We start from the raw sequence: 18,581 nt of genomic DNA on the forward strand, positions 1-18,581 counted from the left end.
AATTGCTTTTTCGTCCCATAAGATTCTCCCCCTTTTCTTTCGATTTCCGATAAAAGTAGTTTAACAGAAATCGAATAAAAAGAAAAATTTATTATAAAACGTTGTCGTCAAAATGACGGTGGATAAAAATTGATTTTAGCAACTTATCAAGAATAGTTGTCCACAAAAAATAGCCCAAATTTATTCCTAATAAAGTATTTTAATCAAAATGTAATTAATAGTTCTGTTAGATAAAGGATATTCAAAAAAATGAGGAAGAAACTGTGGATAAGTTCTTCCTCCAAAAAATAAAATTTCTCTGTTTTTTATATTTTAGTTCAGCCGAAGGCTGAACTGTTACTATTATTTTCAATTGTACACTATTTTTCCCTAAAATGCAAACCCTCAGTTTAAAAGTTTAAATAAAAGTTTAAGCAAATTTCAAATTTCTATTGTTTTTTGTTGTCTCCCGCTCGATAAGCTTCACGTCAAATATATTTTTCTTCTCGTAAGGTTCCCCATTCACAGCTTTGAGAATAATCTCTGCTGCCAGATGCCCCATCTCCCGAATCGGCTGATGTATGGTCGTCAGCTCTGGAATAAATAATTCGCCGAACCCGACATCATCGAATCCTACAAGCTGAACTTCCTGCGGTATTTTCTTTCCGTGTCTTGCGAACACCTTATATACCGACATTGCTACAATATCATTTCCTGCAACTACCCCGTCAACTTCCGGATACTTCTTAAGAATCTCTTCTGCTGCCCGAAGTCCACTCTCATAATTATAACGACAGTCCACACTCTGTTCTTTAAGATTATATTTTTTACACACATCCAGATAACCTTCGTATCGTCTGCGCCCGCTGGAATAACCAGTCGGCTCTTTCATACAGACAATATTCTTGCTGCCACATTTCACCAGATGCTCTGCTGCCAGACAGCCGCCTTTGTAGTTGTCCGCCTCAATTAATGCATTTTCTTTAAATCCATCAAGCTTGCGGTCAACAAGGACGACCGGTATCGGACAGTCCTCCAACACTTTCCCTGTCTCTGCGCAGTTCGTCATCACAACGATTCCATCTGCCCGGAGCTGATTGAACATCTGAATGTTTACAGCCTCCTTCTCTTCGTCTCCACCCGAACTGCAAAGAAGAATCCGGTATCCGTTCTGATATGCCGTATCTTCCACCGCTTTCGCAAGCTCACTAAAAAACGGGTTTTCAATATCCGGCACGATCATCCCGATCATCTTCGATGACTTCTTATATAAAGCTCTCGCCAGTTCATTTGGTTGAAATCCTGTCTCCTTAATCGCTGCCTCTACGCGTTTTTTCTTCTCTTCATTTACATTTGCAGTTCCATTCATCACACGTGACACCGTTGCCGGAGATACTCCGGCAAGCTTTGCCACTTCTCTTATGCTAGTCAATGATCCGTTCCCCTTAGTCTTACTTTGTAATTAATTCTACCTCGACTGGGATCTCTTTGTCTACTGTTTCTCCATTTAAAATCTTCTGAGCGGTCTCAACTGCTGTTGCACCCATAAGATCCGGTTTCTGTGCTACAGTAGCTGCCATTTTTCATTGCCTACTGTGGACTCTTATTTTGAGCTTCTCTTCCATCTATAATGATCTTTCCAGAAATCTCGGCTGTCCAAATTTCAGTGCAAGATCAATTCTCTCTGTCTCGTCCGAGATCGGAAGTCCGCAGTCCTCGATACAGATTCAGTCTGTGTGCCCCATATAAGAAAGCACTCTTGAAATATCACTATTTAAATACCATGTCTTTTCATGTCTATGTCTATATCTCCTGTCATATTTTATGGATATTTACTTCATTTCCTTTTCAACTTCTTCTGCTGTCGGCATTCCTGTCTGTGCACCGAATTTCTCCGTGGAAAGGCTTGCCGCTACATTCGCATAAGCAAGAGCACTCTTCATATCATCACCTGCTGCAATTCTTACAGAAAATGCCCCATTCAGCGTATCTCCTGCTCCTGTCGTATCCACCACATTTGCCTTTCTTGCAGGTACTGTCAGCACTTCTCCATTTTTCAGGCATGTAGACACTCCTCGGGATCCCTGTGTAATCACAAGCTTCTCCGGATACTTCTTCAAAAGATTTTCTGTACTCAACTCGTCTCCAAAGATCAGCACTGCTTCATGCTCATTTGGTGTCACGTATGTAACTTTGTCGATGATATCCATCGGCACTTCTGCTGCCGGTGCCGGATTCAGTACGACTGGAATATTTTTTTCGTAACAAAACTCTGCGATATAATGAACTGTCTCAAGCGGAATCTCATGCTGAAGAACTACCATGTCATATTTCACCAGTTCATCTTTGATTCCATCCACATAAGCCTTGTCAACTTTCCCATTTGCTCCCGGAACAACAATAATTGTATTGTCACTCTCACCAACTGTAATCATCGCAATTCCTGTCGGCACACCTTCTAAAACCTGGATATGCTCTGTCTTTACGCCAACCTTGTTCAGATTATCTAGCATTCTGCGTCCATTGTCATCATCACCAACACAGCCGAATATCTCAACTTCAGCACCAAGTTTTGCCATAGCAACAGCCTGGTTTGCGCCTTTTCCACCTGGAATATAGCTTAAACTATCGCCCATCAATGTCTCACCCTTAAGTGGAATTCTCTCCGCTATTACGGTCATGTCCGTGTTGATACTTCCTACAACTGCCAGTTTCATAACTCCTTCTCTCCTTTTCTTGTCTTTTTATTTATTCATGTCTTTTTCTCTTCTGTTTGTGAAACGCATTTCTGAAACCCGTTTCATTTATTTATATTATAGTAACAAAAAATACCGCCGTCAATTACGTTTGGTAATTTCAGCGGTATTGCATATTTTCTGCAAAATGTTTTTATGCAACTTGCATATTTTTTTATTATTTTTCTTCTTGAGATGTTTTTATATACTCTTCTACTTCAGAATATATTGTTTCTGCTTCCTGATGTGACACATTTAATTCATCACTGATTTGATTGATAATCTGTTCTTTCTCTGCATGATACTTTTGAGCGGTCTTAACTATTCCAATCGCAATTCCATTTTCCCGACTTTCTTCTCGTTCCATCCTCATATGTTTTTCTTCATCATACTCAAATATGCTCACTCTTAACACCTCTGCTCTATTCTTCCTTAAAAACTCTGCAAGAATACCTTTTTTGATACATTCGTCAATTGCTTTTTCCACTGCTTCCGGGAATGGTATTTGCTGCTGATATTTGCGAACTGCATCCACAAATTTCACATATTGATATAATGTCGGACTTTTTTCTACCATTTCCTCATTATATCCAGGATTTATATTTATGAATCGGATCCTCAGTTCTAAATCCAATTCTTCAGATTTACTTTCATAAGCATCTGATAAACGCAAAACACTCTGTTCCGGCATCTTGTCTGTTCCATTATAGAATACTACAAATCTTGGTTCTGGTATCTTAATCAACTTCCGTCCATACAGATTATCCCCAAATACATACGCCATATAAACGCAAGCCACATATGCCAGATTCCGTAATGGCATGTTAGGATTCGGCGTTGATTGATGTTCATATAAAACCAGCTGTGTTCCCAATATAAATGACACATCATTCTTCATACCTAAATAAACTGCATTTTCCAACGTTGTTATAATCAGTTCGTCTGGATTATCGTACGAAGTTCCATTCATAGCGTTGTAAACTTCCAGTGCTACTTTGGGTTCCTTCAGCAACATTCGGAACACCCGGTCTTTGTACTCGCGATTTGGATATCCAAATACTTGTGCCATTTTCTTAAAGGCTTTTTCCATATTTTGTGAGATTCTTCTGTTATCCGTTTTTCTGTCCCTTACTGCCTTCATACTTTTTGTCATTCAGTATCCTCCTTCTTCTGTGTTCGAAAGGACTCTCCTCCTGACTGTTTCTAAGTTTTCTAAGAATCCCTTCTGCTTGTTCATCGTGGTAATTCAAGCATTGAAAATTCCTAGAAAATATATTGAAAATAGAAATGGTACAAACCTTCAAGATCTTGGAAATATAATGCTTGAAAAGATTGTACCATAGTTGATATATCATGTCTAGATATTTTTTACAAATTAATATAGTCGGAATTGTAGCTAGACTTTGTATTTATAAATCTCCAGAAAAGCAAAAAAATTCCCCTGAATTGCACAAAAAAGACCGTCCCTTTTGGAACGGCCTTTAAAAATCTGAAATTTGAAATTATTTAAGGTTAACCTCTGCACCCTCAGCCTCAAGTTTAGCTTTGATGTCCTCAGCTTCTGCTTTGGAAGCACCCTCTTTAACTACCTTTGGAGCTCCGTCTACTAACTCTTTAGCTTCTTTCAGTCCAAGACCTGTGATCTCACGAACTGCTTTGATAACTTTAACTTTAGCTGCACCAGCGGATACAAGCTCTACGTCGAACTCATCTTTCTCCTCTGCTGCTCCACCCTCTGCTCCAGCTGCTGCTACTACAACACCTGCTGCTGCGGATACGCCAAATTCTTCTTCACAAGCTTTTACAAGATCATTTAACTCTAATACAGATAACTCTTTGATAGCATCGATAAATTCTGCTGTTGTTAACTTTGCCATTTTATTTTCCTCCATTTTTAACATTTTTATTATGAAATAGTTTTATGTCCGTCTCTGTGAGATCAGACAGGGGCGAGTATTATCTACTCTTACTCCTCTGTTGCAGCTTCTTCTGCTGCTGGAGCTGCTTCACAAGCCTCAGCTCCACCCTGCTCTGCGATCTGATTAAGTACACGAGCAAGATTTGTAATAGGTGATTGTAAGCTTCCAAGCAATTTGGAAATAAGTACGTCTCTTGATGGAATCTTAGCTAACTCATTAAGAGCGTTCACATCATAAAGAGTGCCTTCTACAACACCTGCTTTTAACTCAAGAGCCTTAGCATCTTTTGCGAAATTGCAAATGATTCTTGCCGGAGCTGTTGCATCGTCTTTAGAAATTGCGATAGCGCTTGGTCCTTCCAAGTGCTCATCTAAAGCAGCGAAATCAGTTCCTTCAAAAGCTCTCTTCATCATTGTGTTCTTACAAACTTTGTAGATTACACCTGCTTCTCTGAGCTGTTTACGAAGAGCTGTGTCCTCAGCAACAGTCAGTCCACGGTAGTCAACTAATACAACACTTGCTGCATCTTTGATGTCCTCTGCAATAGCCTGTACTACTGGTTGTTTTAATTCAACTTTTGCCACGAATGGTGCACCTCCTTATTAGATTTTGGGTTATACACCGCCGATAGATATAAAATAAAACCTCTATATCCTAAGACAATAGAGGTTTGCAAATCATACATTTTGTATCGATCATCCCTCGGTAGGCGTCCTTGTATTCTGTCCTTACGTGCATCGCACACCTACTGTCTTCGGCAGTCCTTGAATAGATTATCATACACTCTTGCGTTTGTCAACTATTTTTTCGTATTAAATATCCTTTTTTGGTTATTTTTTCACACCAAAAAAACTCCCCAGAAAGATTTCTCTTTCTGGGGAGTCCATATTTCTGTATGAATTCAGAAATGCTTATGCCAGCTTCATTGGGTTGATCTTTACACCAGGTCCCATTGTAGAAGTAAGAGTTACAGTCTTAAGGTACTGTCCTTTTACTGCTGCCGGTTTAGCTTTATTGATTGCATCGATCAGCGTCTGGAAGTTGTCTGCAAGCTGCTCTTCGGTAAAGGAAGCTTTACCTACTGGTACATGGATAATGTTTGTCTTGTCAAGTCTGTACTCAATCTTACCAGCTTTGATATCCTGGATTGCTTTTGTAACGTCCATTGTTACTGTACCAGCCTTCGGGTTAGGCATGAGACCTTTTGGTCCAAGTACACGTCCGAGACGTCCAACAACACCCATCATATCTGGTGTAGCTACAACTACGTCGAATTCGAACCAGTTCTCGTTCTGGATCTTTGGAATGAGCTCGTCTCCGCCTACGAAATCTGCTCCAGCAGCTTTAGCTTCCTCAGCTTTAGCGTCTTTAGCAAATACAAGGATACGAACCTTTTTACCTGTTCCGTGTGGCAGTACAACTGCTCCACGAATCTGCTGGTCAGCGTGACGTCCGTCACAACCTGTTCTGATATGAGCCTCGATTGTCTCATCAAATTTTGCTACTGCAGTTTTTTTAACCAATGCTACTGCGTCTGCTACATCATAGAGTGTTCCTCTGTCGATAGCTTTTGCAGCCTCAACGTATTTCTTTCCTCTTTTCATTATAAATAACCTCCTAGTGGTAATGTCGGGATAACCCTCCCACATCCATTTACTTCAGTTTCATCATTATCAAGGAAATTCTTTTCGTCAGGTTCGTCCGCGCGCACACCGCGCTTGGCCTCGCCCGTCTTAAAGAACAACCAGGGACTAGTCTACTACAGTTACTCCCATAGAACGGCATGTTCCAGCGATCATGCTGGCAGCTGCCTCTACAGTTGCTGCGTTCAGGTCTGGCATTTTTGTCTTAGCAATCTCCTCTACCTGAGCTTTTGTGATTGTAGCAACTTTATTCTTATTCGGAACACCAGATCCTGATTTGATGTTGCATGCTTTCTTGATCAGAACTGCTGCCGGTGGTGTCTTTGTGATGAAGCTAAAGCTTCTATCGTTGTAAACTGTGATAACTACAGGGATGATCATATCTCCCTGATCTGCTGTCTTAGCGTTGAACTGCTTTGTGAATTCAACGATGTTTACACCGTGCTGTCCAAGAGCTGGTCCAACCGGTGGTGCCGGAGTTGCTTTGCCGGCAGGAATCTGTAATTTAATATAACCTTCTACTTTTTTTGCCATTTCAATTACCTCCTTGTGGTAATGGCGGAACCATACGGCCCCTCCCACGTTTCGTATTTACGTTACACTCGTTTAATTTCTGCGAAACTAATTTCAACCGGTGTTTCGCGACCGAACAGCTCAACATTGATTGTAACACTCTGCTTCTGCGCGTTCATAGCCTGGATCACTCCGACTGTATCTGCCCACGCACCGGCAACAACCTGTACGGTGTCACCGACTTCAAAGTCTACTACAATGTTGTCCTGCTGAATTCCAAGTGGTGCCATCTCTGCATCTGTAAGCGGTACCGGCTTAGATCCCGGACCTACAAATCCTGTCACACCTCTTGTGTTACGCACAACATACCAGGTATCATCATTCATAATCATATGAATCAATACATATCCCGGAAACATCTTCTTCTGAGATACCTTCTGCACTCCGTTCTTAAGTTCAACAACGTCCTGCAGCGGAACTCTGACTTCAAGGATCTGATCCTCCAGATGTCTGTTCTCAACCGACTTATCAATGTTGGCTTTTACTTTGTTCTCATACCCGGAATAGGTATGAACTACATACCATTTTGCTTCTGACATAAACTCACCTTTCCTGCTCGTTAGTGTCTAGCCCAGATTGACCAGAATGTCAATTCCATGCTGAGCCAGGAAATCAACTAATGCGATGATTGCTCCCAGCACTACGGATACGGAAACTACTGCCGCCGTCTCTTTTACAAGTGTCTGCTTGTCTGGCCAAATGATTTTCTTAAACTCTGCGTCAAGACCTTTGAACCAGTTCTTCTTCTGAGTCTTTTGAGATTTCTCACTCATGACGTACACACTCCTTTACGACTATTTTGTCTCCTTGTGCAATGTGTGTGACTTACAGAACTTGCAGTACTTCTTAGTCTCCATGCGCTCAGGATGAGTTTTCTTATCCTTAGTCATGTTGTAGTTACGCTGCTTGCATTCTGTACATTCTAATGTGATTCTTGTACGCACAACTTCCACCTCGCTTTATATTTCTTTGTTAACTTGTTGCTTGGTAGCTTGCGAGGCTACCTAGTTTTTAGGCATAAAAAAAAGACCTACTTCCATTCGCTAGGATAGTGTACCATACTGCGAGATAAAAAGCAAGCCTTTTTTCTTTTGACATTTCGTACCCGTTAAATAAAAAAGTAAATTCCACATTGGGCTGAATCTAGTCTTACACTCTATTCTATGATCCCAAGCAGCCAGTCTCTTGCATTTATACGTCGGATTCCATCGTACTGCTCTTCCGGCTCTTCATCCATCGTCAGAATCATTTTCGGATAGTGATCCCGGATTGCCTGAAGCGGGCGCAATTCTCTCTGTAATATTTTTTCATCATGTACGGATAACGCGACCTGATAATAAATCATTTCCTGACTTTTCTGTGCCACAAAGTCCACTTCAAATGTATCGATCTTACCAACATAAACTTCATAGCCACGCCGCAATAGTTCCAGATACACAATATTTTCCAGAATATGTCCTGCATCTACCTGTCTGTTTCCCAACAGCATATACCGCAGGCCGATATCTACGACATAATATTTTTCGAGCGTTTTTAAATATTGCTTTCCTTTTATATTATAGCGCTTTGCCTGATAAATAATATAGCTTTCACTGAAGGCTTCCAGATATTTTTCTACCATTCTCGTATCAATCTTTCTGCCATCTGAAGTCATCGTATCTGCAATCTTTTTGGACGACAATGGATTCCCGATATTGTCAAATACAAAGCGCAGCACGCTTTTTAGCATCATCGTATCTGTTACTTTCTTCCTGCTGACAATATCCTTCACAACAATCGTATTGTAAATACCTTCCAGATATTCCCGGATCTGCTCCGGCTGATTTTTCAGCTCCAGCGTATACGGAAATGAACTGTTCTGCAAATATTCCGCATATTTGATTCCTCTGTCATTCATACTTCCCGTACTCTCCACATATTCCTTGAACGACAGTGGAAGCATCTCAATCTGCACATATCTGCCTGAAATCATGGTCGCAATTTCACTGGACAACATATACGCATTAGAACCGGTCACATAAATATCTACATACTCCTTTATATACAAGCTGTCCAGTACCTTCGGAAAATTTTCGACATTCTGTATCTCATCCAAAAAAATATATGTCATTTTTCCTTCTATCAATCGTTCTTTCAAATAGGCATATAGCTTTTTATAATCCGTCAATTCTTCATAATCTAAATCTTCAAAATTAATTGCGATTATCTGGTTTTCGTCGATTCCCTGATTTTTCAAATAATTCTGATATATTTTCAAAAGCATAGACTTTCCACAGCGGCGTACCCCGGTCACAATTTTTATGATCCGCTTATCTTTCCACGAAATCAATTTATCCAGATATTCTTTTCTTTCTACAATCATGATATCACCTCTTTTTTACATTATAATGTATCTTTTATTTAAAAATCAATACTTTTTACTATAAATGGTAAAAACTTTTTATTTCGCATTAGTTTTTGCCATTCTTTGCTATTTGCGAAACAATATTTTATTTTCTTCCTATTATATGTTGTAAATATTTTTCTATGCAAAAGCCCCTGTAAGATTTTCTCGTTCTTACAGGGGCTCTATCTTCTTATTATATGATGTTGGGGCAAAAACCCCAACTATGATGCCTGCGGATTGTTCTGTTCTTTGCACTCCCACACCTCGCAGCAAGAATGCCTCGGCATTCTTGAATTATCTTATTTTGCTCCAAGCAGTTTCTCTACGCTGACAAGTTTTACACTGAGTACAAAGATTTCTGATGCCTGTGCAAGTTCCTCAACTGTCGGGAAGGAAGGTGCAATACGGATATTGCTGTCTTTTGGATCCTTTCCGTATGGGAATGTTGCTCCGGCGCCTGTCATGATCAGACCAGCTTCTTTTGCTTTTGCCACAATTGCCTTTGCACAGCCATCCATTGAATCGAAAGAAATAAAATATCCGCCGAGTGGCTTTGTCCATGTTCCGATTCCAAGTCCGCCAATTTCTTTCTCCAGAACATCTTCAACCTTTTCGAATTTCGGACGAAGGATAGCGGCATGTTTTCTCATATGTTCATACATTCCCGGCATATCTTTAAAGAATCTTACATGGCGGAGCTGGTTCAGCTTGTCATGTCCGATTGTCTGGAACTTCATAAAGCTCTTCGCATCTTCGATATTCGCTCTGGATGCAGCAAGTGCTGCAATTCCGGATCCAGGGAAAGAAACCTTGGATGTGGAAATAAATTTGAATACCATATCCGGATTGCCTGCTTTGATACATTCATTTAACAGTTCAAGGATAACGTCTCTCTTGTCATCATAAAGATGATGGATTGAATATGCATTATCCCAGAAGATACGGAAGTCTTTTGCTGCCGGTTTCAAGTGTGCAAATCTTCTGACTGTCTCATCAGAGTAAGATACACCTGTCGGGTTAGAATACTTCGGTACGCACCAGATTCCTTTGATTGCAGGATCTTCTGCCACCAATTTCTCTACCATATCCATATCCGGACCTGTCGGAAGAAGCGGTACATTGATCATTTCAATTCCAAAATACTCTGTAATCGCAAAATGTCTGTCGTATCCCGGAACCGGACATAAGAATTTTACTTTATCTAATTTGCACCATGGTGTGCTTCCCATGATACCATGAGTCATAGCTCTTGATACTGTATCAAACATTACATTCAGGCTGGAGTTTCCGTAAATCAGAATATTTCTCTCTGGCACTTCTGACATATCTGCCAGTAATTTTCTTGCCTCTGTAATTCCATCCAGAACACCGTAGTTACGGCAGTCTACTCCATCAGAGCTTACCAGGTCACTGTCCCCATTCAGCACGTCCATCAGACCATTACTCAGATCCAGCTGTGCTTTTGACGGTTTACCACGGGACATATCCAAATGTATTCCTTTTGCTTTCACTTCTTCGAATTGTTTCTCTAACTGACCTTTTAACTTTTTCAGCTCTTCTTTCGTCAACTTGCTATACGGTTTCATACGGCATTCCTCCTGCTTTTTATGTTATCTTTTTCGCTATATGCTATTTTACCAAAATTTGAAGAAATTACAACATAAACTTGCATTTTCTACTAATTTTATAAAGAAAATGCTTATTTTTTCGTCTCCATATGCATTTCGCCGATATCATTCCGTCATTTACTGCATTCTCGCACTGAGCATGGCCGCTTACGGCATAATTCTTATTCGCGCGAGTGCGCATCCTGCTGGAGTTTTTTTGTATAATAGGAAATGTAAGTTCCTATTGTATAATAAGAAGACAGCCATCCTGCACTTCTGCGCAAAACGACTGTCTTCTTAATTTATATCCATTCTTATTATAGGCGTACTCTCAAATTCTCATCTTTAGGCAGGCATATTTGCAATGTTTTACTCTGCTGCCTCTTCTCCGGCATAAGCTGCAAATACAGACTCGATACTGCTGTCGCAGGATTTCTGATTAGCCTCTTTACCAATGTAGAATCTTGTCTCTGGATCCTGCGTATATGTCAGCTCAGCCCATGCTTTGATCGGTGCTGTAAATCCGTCAGCGTCCTTAGCATCTTTGTTGAATGCGAACAGGAATGGCTCCTGGATCAGCGCTGTACCGTCAGACATAGAATGTGCAACTTCAAGGTTTGTAAGTGCACCCTTTACAAGGTCTGTGTACATCAGGTTCACGATTGCATTTTCATCAAGAATATTCATAGACTGCTTGTATCCCCAACGTCCTGTTGTCACATCTCCGTCCACCTGCGGATCATAAAGATATACGCGAACGTTATTCTTTACTGCATAGTCATTCACTCTTGAGATAACGGCACGTGTTTTCTCATCTCCGGCGCCGCCGATCATAACCATTGCATTTCCGTCTTCATTCAGAAGCCATTTCAGCTGTCTGTATGTTACCGGATATACATTGATCTGCTGGTCTGCTGAGAAGATTTCGCTTCCATAGCTGTTAAATACATCGCGCAAGTGATCTGTTTTTGAATATGTAGAAAGTTCAATATTGTTATTTTTGATAAAATCGAACATCTCTTTTACACTTGCATCATACTCATCCGTAATATAATCACGGATCTGGTTACCATTCTCATCAAGAACCGGATTTCCGTCATCATCGAATCTCTTTGTGTAGACTCCCTTTGAATCACGCTCAACCATTTTCTCAAATGCATACATGATTGGGCAGGAAGTGCTTCCGTTTCCGGAGTTGCTGTAATCTACTTTGTTGTCTTTGTTGTATACAAATACGATCGGCTGCTGAAGTCTTCCAACCGTAACCTCTTTGCCATCTGCATTTGTATAAGAAAGTGCTGTTGCATGTGTAGATGGATACTCTACCCAGTCATCTAAGTTTGTCAGATATCTGGAAACCATCTCACCATACATATAGTTCAGCTTTGTTCCAGGTGTTGTCTTCTCATTAGACATACGAACGAATAAAGATCCGTCATCACCATTGTTGATGTTAAAGTCATAAGAGTATACTGTATCAATACCGTACTCTTTTGCATATTTGTTGATAAACGGGCTCATTGCACGGCTATTATGGCACCATGATCCGCTAAGCTGAATCATGTAGTTTCCTTCACTGCCAAGAATGTCGATAAGTTGATCGTACGTAATATCCTGGAATACGATATCTTTGTCTTCAAATGTATCGATTCCGTCCTGACGATCTTCGTCAGCTCTTGAATGTGCATTAAAATCTCCATATGCATATTCTTTTTCAAAATCATAATCCGTAGAAGAAAGGCTTGTCTGACTCTCAAGCTTATCAGCCTTATCAGCTTTGTTTTCTGTTGTTGCCTGGCTGCTTCCACATCCTGTTATCATTCCGACTGTCATTACCGCAGCAAGAACAGCCGAGATCATTTTTCTTTTCATCATTAAATCTCCTCTCTGTCTTCCTAGCACATCGGAACGGATACTTCTTCATCAGATCCGCCAGATCCACCTGTTGAAGTATATTCTTTTTCCAGTTCTGTGAGGTCCGCATAGTTTGGTACCATACTTGTCTGATCAGCACTCAGATAGCTGTCTACGACTTCGCGTGCCTCTGTTACAAATTTCTTAATATCATCAGAAGTATATCCTTCCGGTACTTTTCTTGCATCTGCAACACTGGCAGCTTTGATTGCCAGACGTGCATACTCAATTTTAGCAGCATCGAAATTTTTCATATCTTCTTTATTCACTTTTTCCTGCAGGTCCAGGTTTTTGTCGAGTGCGTTGTAGTACTCCACTGCACGGTCGATCTTTGCCTTGCAATCTTCGGAGTAAGTAACCTCTCCAATTTCTTCAATAGCTTCGTTCGTTCTTGTAACAGAAGCTTTTGCTGAGAATGCTGAGAGGCCAAGACATACAACTGCAGCTACGATTAATGCGATGGTTGATTTTTTCATGATTTACGCCTCTCCTTTCTCTAATTTCTCGTCCTCTTTTGCAAATACTTCGTCATTCAGAAGTCCGTTCTGACGAGCTACAACTGCTGCACATACGCTGGCATCTGTAACATTTGTAAGAGTACGTACCATGTCTGTAATGTTGTTGATTGGAATCAAAAGTACAACTGCTGCGATCGGCAGATTCACTGCGCTGAACAGAGATACTGCTGTGATAACTCCAACTCCCGGCATTCCAGCGCTTCCAAGGGAAAGTACCAGACACATAAAGCACATAACAAGGTACTGGCTTACGCCCCAGCTCTGTCCTGTTGCATTAAGGTAAAACATTGCAAGAAGAATTGGCCATACACATGTACATCCTGCCATACCGATTGTTGTTCCAAGAGGCGCTGTAAAGTTTGCGACCTCCTCATCAACACCAACTTTACGGATCAGTCTGTCGATTGTGATCGGCATTGTTCCAACACTACTTGTTGTTGTAAATGCTGTTGCCTGTGCGTCAAATGTTTTCTTAAAGAACTTCAGCGGATTGACCTTGGCAAATGATTTCAAGATTACCGCATTGACAACATATGACTGGATAAGACATGCAACAAACACCATCACAACAAGAAGTACGAGCTGTACCAGCGCCTCTTTGTCGCTTAAGAGCTGACTTGCAGAACATGCTGTCAGGCAAAGCACTGCGTATGGTGTAAGATCAATCACATATGCAAGAATGTTGAAAATGACCTTTTTAACTGCCTCAATCAGTTTCTTGATCACAAGAACTTTATCTTCCCCCTCTTCTGAAGAAATGCTTACATAAGCAACTGCAACTGCAACCGCAATAATGATGATCGCAACAATATTATCTGCTGCCAGATCTGCTGCGATATTGCTTGGAACCAGATTCAGAAGAATGGTATCAAAAGATGTTTTCATCTCCTGATAAGCGCTCAGTGTAGCGTCTGTGACACTGGAAATGTCTGCAAACACTGCTCCTGCTCCTTTACCAATATTAGTCACTGCTCCGACAACAAGTGTAACAACAATGGCTGTTACAGATGTTATAAGAAGCCAGAATACTGATTTCGTTCCGATTTTTTTCATCTTCTCTTTATCGTTCAGAGAAATCAGTCCTGAAATAACCGATACTAAAATTACCGGTGCTACCAAAGCTTTGATCAGTTTTACATAAGCCTGTCCAATTAAATTCAGCCACACAAGGTATGTGTTCCCCTCTGAAGCAAATACTACCCCAATGACAGCACCAATGACCATACTGATCAGAATTACAACTGTCCAGTTCACTCTGTACGCGATCCAGTTCAGTGCTTTAAAAGAAAGCAGAGCGATCATAAGTACAAGAAGAGCTATCCAGTTTACACTTAAAAGTGCATCCATTTTGAAAAACCTCCTTTTTCTTCTCCTTTAGATTAGAAATACTTATAGTTACTGATAAGGAATTCTATTTCCTTATAAAAATGTATATCCCCGCCTTCCATCTGTCATATTGTTTCAGGCAGTCACATACAAATCCCGAATAATCATACATCTGATATCCTTCATTTGTCCAATAAAGATTTTTGATAAAAGCATCTCTATATATTCTTTTTTTCAATAAAGCTTTCCCTTTGTATGTCTTGTATATTTCGGTGAAAATGTTGTATACTTCATTTGTACGAAACTACAATATATTTTCAGCAAAATCACAGGAGGCAGACACGAAACATGTTTAAATTTTTCAAAAAAATTTATAAACCACTGTTCTGTTTTTGTCTGTGTTTTTTCTCTGTCTTTGTCCTGATTGGCTGCTCAGGCGGTCAGACCAATGATACATCTTCCGGAAAGAAAAGCGGGAAACGAAGTTCTGCTCTTCACCAGGAGATGGCAATTGGAAGTGAAGCACCGGATTTTACCGCCAAGTTGAATAACGGCGAAACTTTTACCCTCTCCGATAAGAAAGGACAGGTTATTCTTTTGAACTTCTGGGCAACCTGGTGCAGCAACTGCGTCAAGGAAATGCCCGCCATCGAGAAGCTTTATGAAGAGTATGGTGACCAGATTGTAATTGTCGGAGTAAATGTAGGCGAAGATGAAGATACTATTGATACATTTATCGAGGCAAAGAATTATTCATTTCCGGTTGCCTGCGACACCGAAAGCAATATCAGTAATCTTTATCCGAGTGCCGGTATCCCCTATACAGTTATAGTAGGAAAAGACGGACTTGTTACCGAGACATTTCTCGGAGCAAAAGATGCAGACAGCCAGTACACGAAGCTGCGCCGTGCTTTACAGGAAGCTTACGAAGCAAACTAATTCACGACAGACTCCAGATTCACAAGCAATTTAGATAGTCTGGCTCAAGTCCGATGAATCTAAAGCCGGTTTAAACACACATGAATTCAGACCGCACAAAGCAAGCAGTACACTTAGCACTTTATCTCAGTCGAGAAGACTCCCACCTCTTCAGGTGGTGAGTAATAGCAAATTTGTCTCAGTGGGAGTTAGGTCTCCGACTGAGATAAACGCTCCGCGAGGATGCGCAGTGATTCTGATAGGAATATGTCAGCTTTGCTGACCAGAATCACGCGCCAAGTCTCACGGATGTTCGACTTGAATATTTTGCAAACCCGTATAGCAGACAGGAAAAAATTAAAAAAAAGAAAGGAGTTACACATGAAAGTTGTAATGTATGGAACAAAAGCATGCCCGGACTGCGTCGAGGCAGAAGAAATTTTAAAAGAGAAAGGAATCCAATATCTGTATATGGAATTTTCCGACAATATCGGATATCTGAAACGTTTCCTCACACTCCGCGACACAAACCCGATCTTTGATGAAGTAAAGGAAAACCACTGGGTCGGCGTTCCTTGCTTCCAGTTCCAGGACGGAAGCCTGTCACTGGACATCGACGAAGTCGTAAAACGGGCAGAGGAAGAAGTTTAAATAAATCCACATTTACCTCTTAATAATAAACGCTGCCAACAAAAAAAGAACGAAAAGCATGCTTATTCTAATACTTTTCGTTCTTTTTTCTCTATCACTATTCAAAAAATCTATCATGACTTAGCGAACGCAGTTGCCGTCACGGATATAAGAATCAGTATACAGCCTGCCATCGACGAAAGACTTGCACTCTCATACAGGACTAAAATCCCCACGATCATACTGGTCACCGGTTCAAATGTACTTAAAATTGCCGCATCCTGGGCTCCCACATACTGTACGCCATACTGAAAAAATCCCACTCCAATAAATGCTGCGCCAAGGGACAGAACAAACGCTGCGATCCATGTGTTTACATTCATATGAAGTACAAAACTTCCCGATACTTTTCCAATCAAAAATACCATAATGGAGCCAACAATATTCATATAAAATATCATCTTCATAGCAGGGATATCCTGCAGCCCGCCCACTTCCAGATATAATATGTAAAATGCATACGTCATTCCGGATATAAGCGCAAAAACAAATCCCATCAACTTTGCCTCACCGCCGCTTCCTGCATAGGACAGGAAAATACCGATCATGCACAGACCAACACACACAATTTTCAGCTTAGGCACACGTCTTCGTAGGAATATCAGACTGCCAAGCAACACAAAAACCGGATATCCAAAATGAATGACCGTCGCCATACCTGACGGCATATAATCGTACGCACTATACAAAAGAAGCGCTGTGATGCCATAGCCAAACACCGTCACACACAAAATCTTTTTTCCTTCCTCCACAGATAGCTCCATCGGAACTTTCCGCACTTTCAGGTAAATGTACAACGGAATGATTGCCAGGGCAAACCTTAAAAATAATGCTCCCACTATCGTGCTTCCATCCGCGCAGATCACTTTCACAAGCAATGGCATAAAACCAAAGTAGACTGCGGACAGCAATAAATATATGAATCCTTTTACTCTTGTATTCATCAGCTCAGTTTCTTTTCCTTTTCATTATACTGTGCCAGCTTACTGTCATCCATCTCCCACAGCCAACGCCCACCGTCACACATAGACAAATCCGGGCAGTCACCTCTTACATAGGCATAAATCGGCGGCTCGTCTTTATATTTTTCAATCGCCTCTGTCAGCTTCTCGATCATATGTGGTGCATCTTTCGGAGCTTTCCCTTTCACACGAAGTTCCAGGAAGTCATTAAATCCATCATAAAGCATTTGATGTCCGTCCGGTCCTTCTTTCAGAAGCTCAATCAATGTACGCTCTTCTTCCATATTTTCCACTTCATCTGCCGGAATAAATGCTCCGGATTTGATATCTTCATAAAGTGCAACCTGATTATGAAGAAATAAAGAGAAGTTAACAATACGATCCGGCTGCGTCTTGTTCAGGAACTCTGCCAGAGCGATTGCATTTTCCTGACCTCTGCCTTTACCGGCAACACCAGACATAACATGTGCATCAAAAATCAATCCGACTCTTTGGATTCTTGCGATTTCTTTATACGCCTGATCCTGGGTATGCTCTTTTCTCATAAACTTCAACACATCATCCAGACCACTTTCAATCCCCAGATATAAATGTCTCACCTTGCGGTCATATAATTCCTGAAGTTCCTCATCACTTTTCAGCCGGATACTTGTTACAGTCGCATCCATGTTGATCATCTGACAATCCGGAAAATATTTATCGATCAAATCAAGTATCGCACGCAGTCGGTCCATTTTCAGTCCAAATGCATTACCATCTCCAAGAAATATCTTTCTTGGATTTCCTCCCAGATTCTTCACTCGTTGCAGTTCCTCTTCGACCTGCTCAAGCGGCAGCTCACGATATTTTAAATCTCTGAACAGATTACAGAATTTACATTTATTATAAGAGCAGCCGACCATGACCGGCAGCATGTAAGATGCACGTTCCATTGGCGCACGACAAATTCTACCTTCATATTCCATACCATTACCTCCAATTCAACCTACTACTTTTAAATCCGTAAGATTCCACCTTCTTGAGTGCATACATATTACACTTATCCACAGGTATTCATATTGTACCAAATCGCTGGCGCGATGGCTAGCGTTACGTACAATAAGGTCGCCACTTTTTTTTCAAAAATAAAAGTAGCAGTTTTTTTGTATATGTTATATTGTTAAGTTACCACACTCAAACAATTACACACAAAAGAACTGCTATGCTTATGTTATCATGTTTTTTTATTCTTAACAATTACATATCTGATTTTTTTATTCGTCCGCCTCCCTTTAGGTGTTTGTTTTTACTTTTTTTATTACAAACATCATTTATTTTAGGAGGTTCATTATGGACAAATATTTTAATTCTTACAGAGAGATGATTTCTCTCCGTGGTCTTACCGACCATACAATCAAAAGTTACTCTACAT

Annotated in this window: 19 protein-coding genes, 1 pseudogene and 1 other annotated feature; of the genes and pseudogenes, 2 read left to right on the forward strand and 18 right to left on the reverse strand. The window is 40.6% G+C overall.

The window, feature by feature from the left end; genetic code table 11:
* Positions 1-409: 409 nt before the first annotated feature.
* The 16 genes and pseudogenes from G593_RS0116885 to G593_RS0116955 form a co-directional block, all read right to left on the reverse strand.
* Positions 410-1,411 (reverse strand): LacI family DNA-binding transcriptional regulator, encoded by a 1,002-nt coding sequence (locus G593_RS0116885; RefSeq protein ID WP_029732441.1) that lies wholly within the window; start codon positions 1,409-1,411, stop codon positions 410-412.
* Positions 1,412-1,430: 19 nt separating this feature from the next.
* Positions 1,431-1,562: pseudogene (locus G593_RS19860) on the reverse strand (substrate-binding domain-containing protein); the annotation flags it as partial.
* Positions 1,563-1,811: 249 nt separating this feature from the next.
* Complete coding sequence (gene rbsK / locus G593_RS0116895) at positions 1,812-2,696, reverse strand: ribokinase (RefSeq protein ID WP_029732442.1); 885 nt, start codon at positions 2,694-2,696, stop codon at positions 1,812-1,814.
* 196 nt (positions 2,697-2,892) lie between these two features.
* Entirely contained in the window at positions 2,893-3,867 is a 975-nt protein-coding gene (locus G593_RS0116900) for a hypothetical protein (protein ID WP_029732443.1), read from the reverse strand.
* 349 nt (positions 3,868-4,216) lie between these two features.
* On the reverse strand, positions 4,217-4,591 hold the full coding sequence (gene rplL, locus G593_RS0116905; protein ID WP_005338550.1) for a 50S ribosomal protein L7/L12: 375 nt from the start codon (positions 4,589-4,591) through the stop codon (positions 4,217-4,219).
* 89 nt (positions 4,592-4,680) lie between these two features.
* The gene (gene rplJ, locus G593_RS0116910; protein ID WP_005338552.1) at positions 4,681-5,217 is read right to left on the reverse strand and encodes a 50S ribosomal protein L10; all 537 of its coding nucleotides are present in this window, start codon (positions 5,215-5,217) and stop codon (positions 4,681-4,683) included.
* A 45-nt stretch (positions 5,218-5,262) separates the two neighbouring features.
* Positions 5,263-5,409, reverse strand: a sequence feature (ribosomal protein L10 leader region).
* Between the two features lie 135 nt (positions 5,410-5,544).
* The gene (gene rplA, locus G593_RS0116915) at positions 5,545-6,237 is read right to left on the reverse strand and encodes a 50S ribosomal protein L1 (protein WP_005338554.1); all 693 of its coding nucleotides are present in this window, start codon (positions 6,235-6,237) and stop codon (positions 5,545-5,547) included.
* Positions 6,238-6,384: 147 nt separating this feature from the next.
* Positions 6,385-6,810, reverse strand: a complete 426-nt coding sequence (gene rplK / locus G593_RS0116920) for a 50S ribosomal protein L11 (RefSeq protein ID WP_005338556.1) — start codon at positions 6,808-6,810, stop codon at positions 6,385-6,387.
* A gap of 62 nt (positions 6,811-6,872) precedes the next feature.
* Complete coding sequence (nusG, locus tag G593_RS0116925; protein WP_005332091.1) at positions 6,873-7,388, reverse strand: transcription termination/antitermination protein NusG; 516 nt, start codon at positions 7,386-7,388, stop codon at positions 6,873-6,875.
* A gap of 27 nt (positions 7,389-7,415) precedes the next feature.
* The gene (secE, locus tag G593_RS0116930; protein ID WP_005338558.1) at positions 7,416-7,622 is read right to left on the reverse strand and encodes a preprotein translocase subunit SecE; all 207 of its coding nucleotides are present in this window, start codon (positions 7,620-7,622) and stop codon (positions 7,416-7,418) included.
* A gap of 21 nt (positions 7,623-7,643) precedes the next feature.
* Complete coding sequence (gene rpmG / locus G593_RS19865; RefSeq protein WP_005332089.1) at positions 7,644-7,793, reverse strand: 50S ribosomal protein L33; 150 nt, start codon at positions 7,791-7,793, stop codon at positions 7,644-7,646.
* Positions 7,794-8,005: 212 nt separating this feature from the next.
* On the reverse strand, positions 8,006-9,211 hold the full coding sequence (locus G593_RS0116935; protein ID WP_029732444.1) for an ATP-binding protein: 1,206 nt from the start codon (positions 9,209-9,211) through the stop codon (positions 8,006-8,008).
* A gap of 323 nt (positions 9,212-9,534) precedes the next feature.
* Positions 9,535-10,821, reverse strand: a complete 1,287-nt coding sequence (locus G593_RS0116940; protein ID WP_029732445.1) for an aminotransferase class I/II-fold pyridoxal phosphate-dependent enzyme — start codon at positions 10,819-10,821, stop codon at positions 9,535-9,537.
* Positions 10,822-11,211: 390 nt separating this feature from the next.
* The gene (locus tag G593_RS0116945) at positions 11,212-12,714 is read right to left on the reverse strand and encodes a hypothetical protein (RefSeq protein WP_044994732.1); all 1,503 of its coding nucleotides are present in this window, start codon (positions 12,712-12,714) and stop codon (positions 11,212-11,214) included.
* 23 nt (positions 12,715-12,737) lie between these two features.
* A complete protein-coding gene (locus G593_RS0116950) occupies positions 12,738-13,232 on the reverse strand; it encodes a hypothetical protein (RefSeq protein ID WP_005332075.1) in 495 nt (164 codons plus the stop codon).
* Positions 13,233-13,235: 3 nt separating this feature from the next.
* A complete protein-coding gene (locus tag G593_RS0116955; RefSeq protein WP_029732447.1) occupies positions 13,236-14,621 on the reverse strand; it encodes a dicarboxylate/amino acid:cation symporter in 1,386 nt (461 codons plus the stop codon).
* A 327-nt stretch (positions 14,622-14,948) separates the two neighbouring features.
* Here G593_RS0116955 and G593_RS0116965 point away from each other — a divergent pair, with 327 nt between their 5' ends.
* Positions 14,949-15,539, forward strand: coding sequence for a TlpA family protein disulfide reductase (locus G593_RS0116965; protein WP_021841942.1), 591 nt, complete (start codon positions 14,949-14,951; stop codon positions 15,537-15,539).
* A gap of 360 nt (positions 15,540-15,899) precedes the next feature.
* Entirely contained in the window at positions 15,900-16,169 is a 270-nt protein-coding gene (locus tag G593_RS0116970) for a glutaredoxin domain-containing protein (RefSeq protein WP_005338570.1), read from the forward strand.
* Positions 16,170-16,282: 113 nt separating this feature from the next.
* On the opposite strand, the gene G593_RS0116975 is transcribed toward G593_RS0116970, so the two are convergent.
* Both G593_RS0116975 and G593_RS0116980 read right to left on the reverse strand, forming a co-directional pair.
* Entirely contained in the window at positions 16,283-17,152 is an 870-nt protein-coding gene (locus G593_RS0116975) for a DMT family transporter (protein ID WP_029732448.1), read from the reverse strand.
* Positions 17,152-18,135 (reverse strand): radical SAM protein, encoded by a 984-nt coding sequence (locus tag G593_RS0116980; protein ID WP_029732449.1) that lies wholly within the window; start codon positions 18,133-18,135, stop codon positions 17,152-17,154. The genes G593_RS0116975 and G593_RS0116980 overlap by 1 nt, the downstream gene beginning before the upstream one ends.
* Positions 18,136-18,581 lie beyond the last annotated feature (446 nt).

The organism is Dorea sp. AGR2135 (assembly GCF_000420885.1).
GTDB classification, from domain to species: domain Bacteria; phylum Bacillota; class Clostridia; order Lachnospirales; family Lachnospiraceae; genus Dorea; species Dorea formicigenerans.

Bases quoted from the DNA above. Each gene is read 5' to 3' on its own strand.
- rbsK (WP_029732442.1), bottom strand. From the start codon at position 2,696: ATGAAACTGGCAGTTGTAGGAAGTATCAACACGGACATGACCGTAATA.
- G593_RS0116900 (WP_029732443.1), bottom strand. From the start codon at position 3,867: ATGACAAAAAGTATGAAGGCAGTAAGGGACAGAAAAACGGATAACAGA.
- rplL (WP_005338550.1), bottom strand. From the start codon at position 4,591: ATGGCAAAGTTAACAACAGCAGAATTTATCGATGCTATCAAAGAGTTA.
- rplA (WP_005338554.1), bottom strand. From the start codon at position 6,237: ATGAAAAGAGGAAAGAAATACGTTGAGGCTGCAAAAGCTATCGACAGA.
- rplK (WP_005338556.1), bottom strand. From the start codon at position 6,810: ATGGCAAAAAAAGTAGAAGGTTATATTAAATTACAGATTCCTGCCGGC.
- nusG (WP_005332091.1), bottom strand. From the start codon at position 7,388: ATGTCAGAAGCAAAATGGTATGTAGTTCATACCTATTCCGGGTATGAG.
- secE (WP_005338558.1), bottom strand. From the start codon at position 7,622: ATGAGTGAGAAATCTCAAAAGACTCAGAAGAAGAACTGGTTCAAAGGT.
- G593_RS0116935 (WP_029732444.1), bottom strand. From the start codon at position 9,211: ATGATTGTAGAAAGAAAAGAATATCTGGATAAATTGATTTCGTGGAAA.
- G593_RS0116940 (WP_029732445.1), bottom strand. From the start codon at position 10,821: ATGAAACCGTATAGCAAGTTGACGAAAGAAGAGCTGAAAAAGTTAAAA.
- G593_RS0116945 (WP_044994732.1), bottom strand. From the start codon at position 12,714: ATGAAAAGAAAAATGATCTCGGCTGTTCTTGCTGCGGTAATGACAGTC.
- G593_RS0116950 (WP_005332075.1), bottom strand. From the start codon at position 13,232: ATGAAAAAATCAACCATCGCATTAATCGTAGCTGCAGTTGTATGTCTT.
- G593_RS0116955 (WP_029732447.1), bottom strand. From the start codon at position 14,621: ATGGATGCACTTTTAAGTGTAAACTGGATAGCTCTTCTTGTACTTATG.
- G593_RS0116965 (WP_021841942.1), top strand. From the start codon at position 14,949: ATGTTTAAATTTTTCAAAAAAATTTATAAACCACTGTTCTGTTTTTGT.
- G593_RS0116970 (WP_005338570.1), top strand. From the start codon at position 15,900: ATGAAAGTTGTAATGTATGGAACAAAAGCATGCCCGGACTGCGTCGAG.
- G593_RS0116975 (WP_029732448.1), bottom strand. From the start codon at position 17,152: ATGAATACAAGAGTAAAAGGATTCATATATTTATTGCTGTCCGCAGTC.
- G593_RS0116980 (WP_029732449.1), bottom strand. From the start codon at position 18,135: ATGGAATATGAAGGTAGAATTTGTCGTGCGCCAATGGAACGTGCATCT.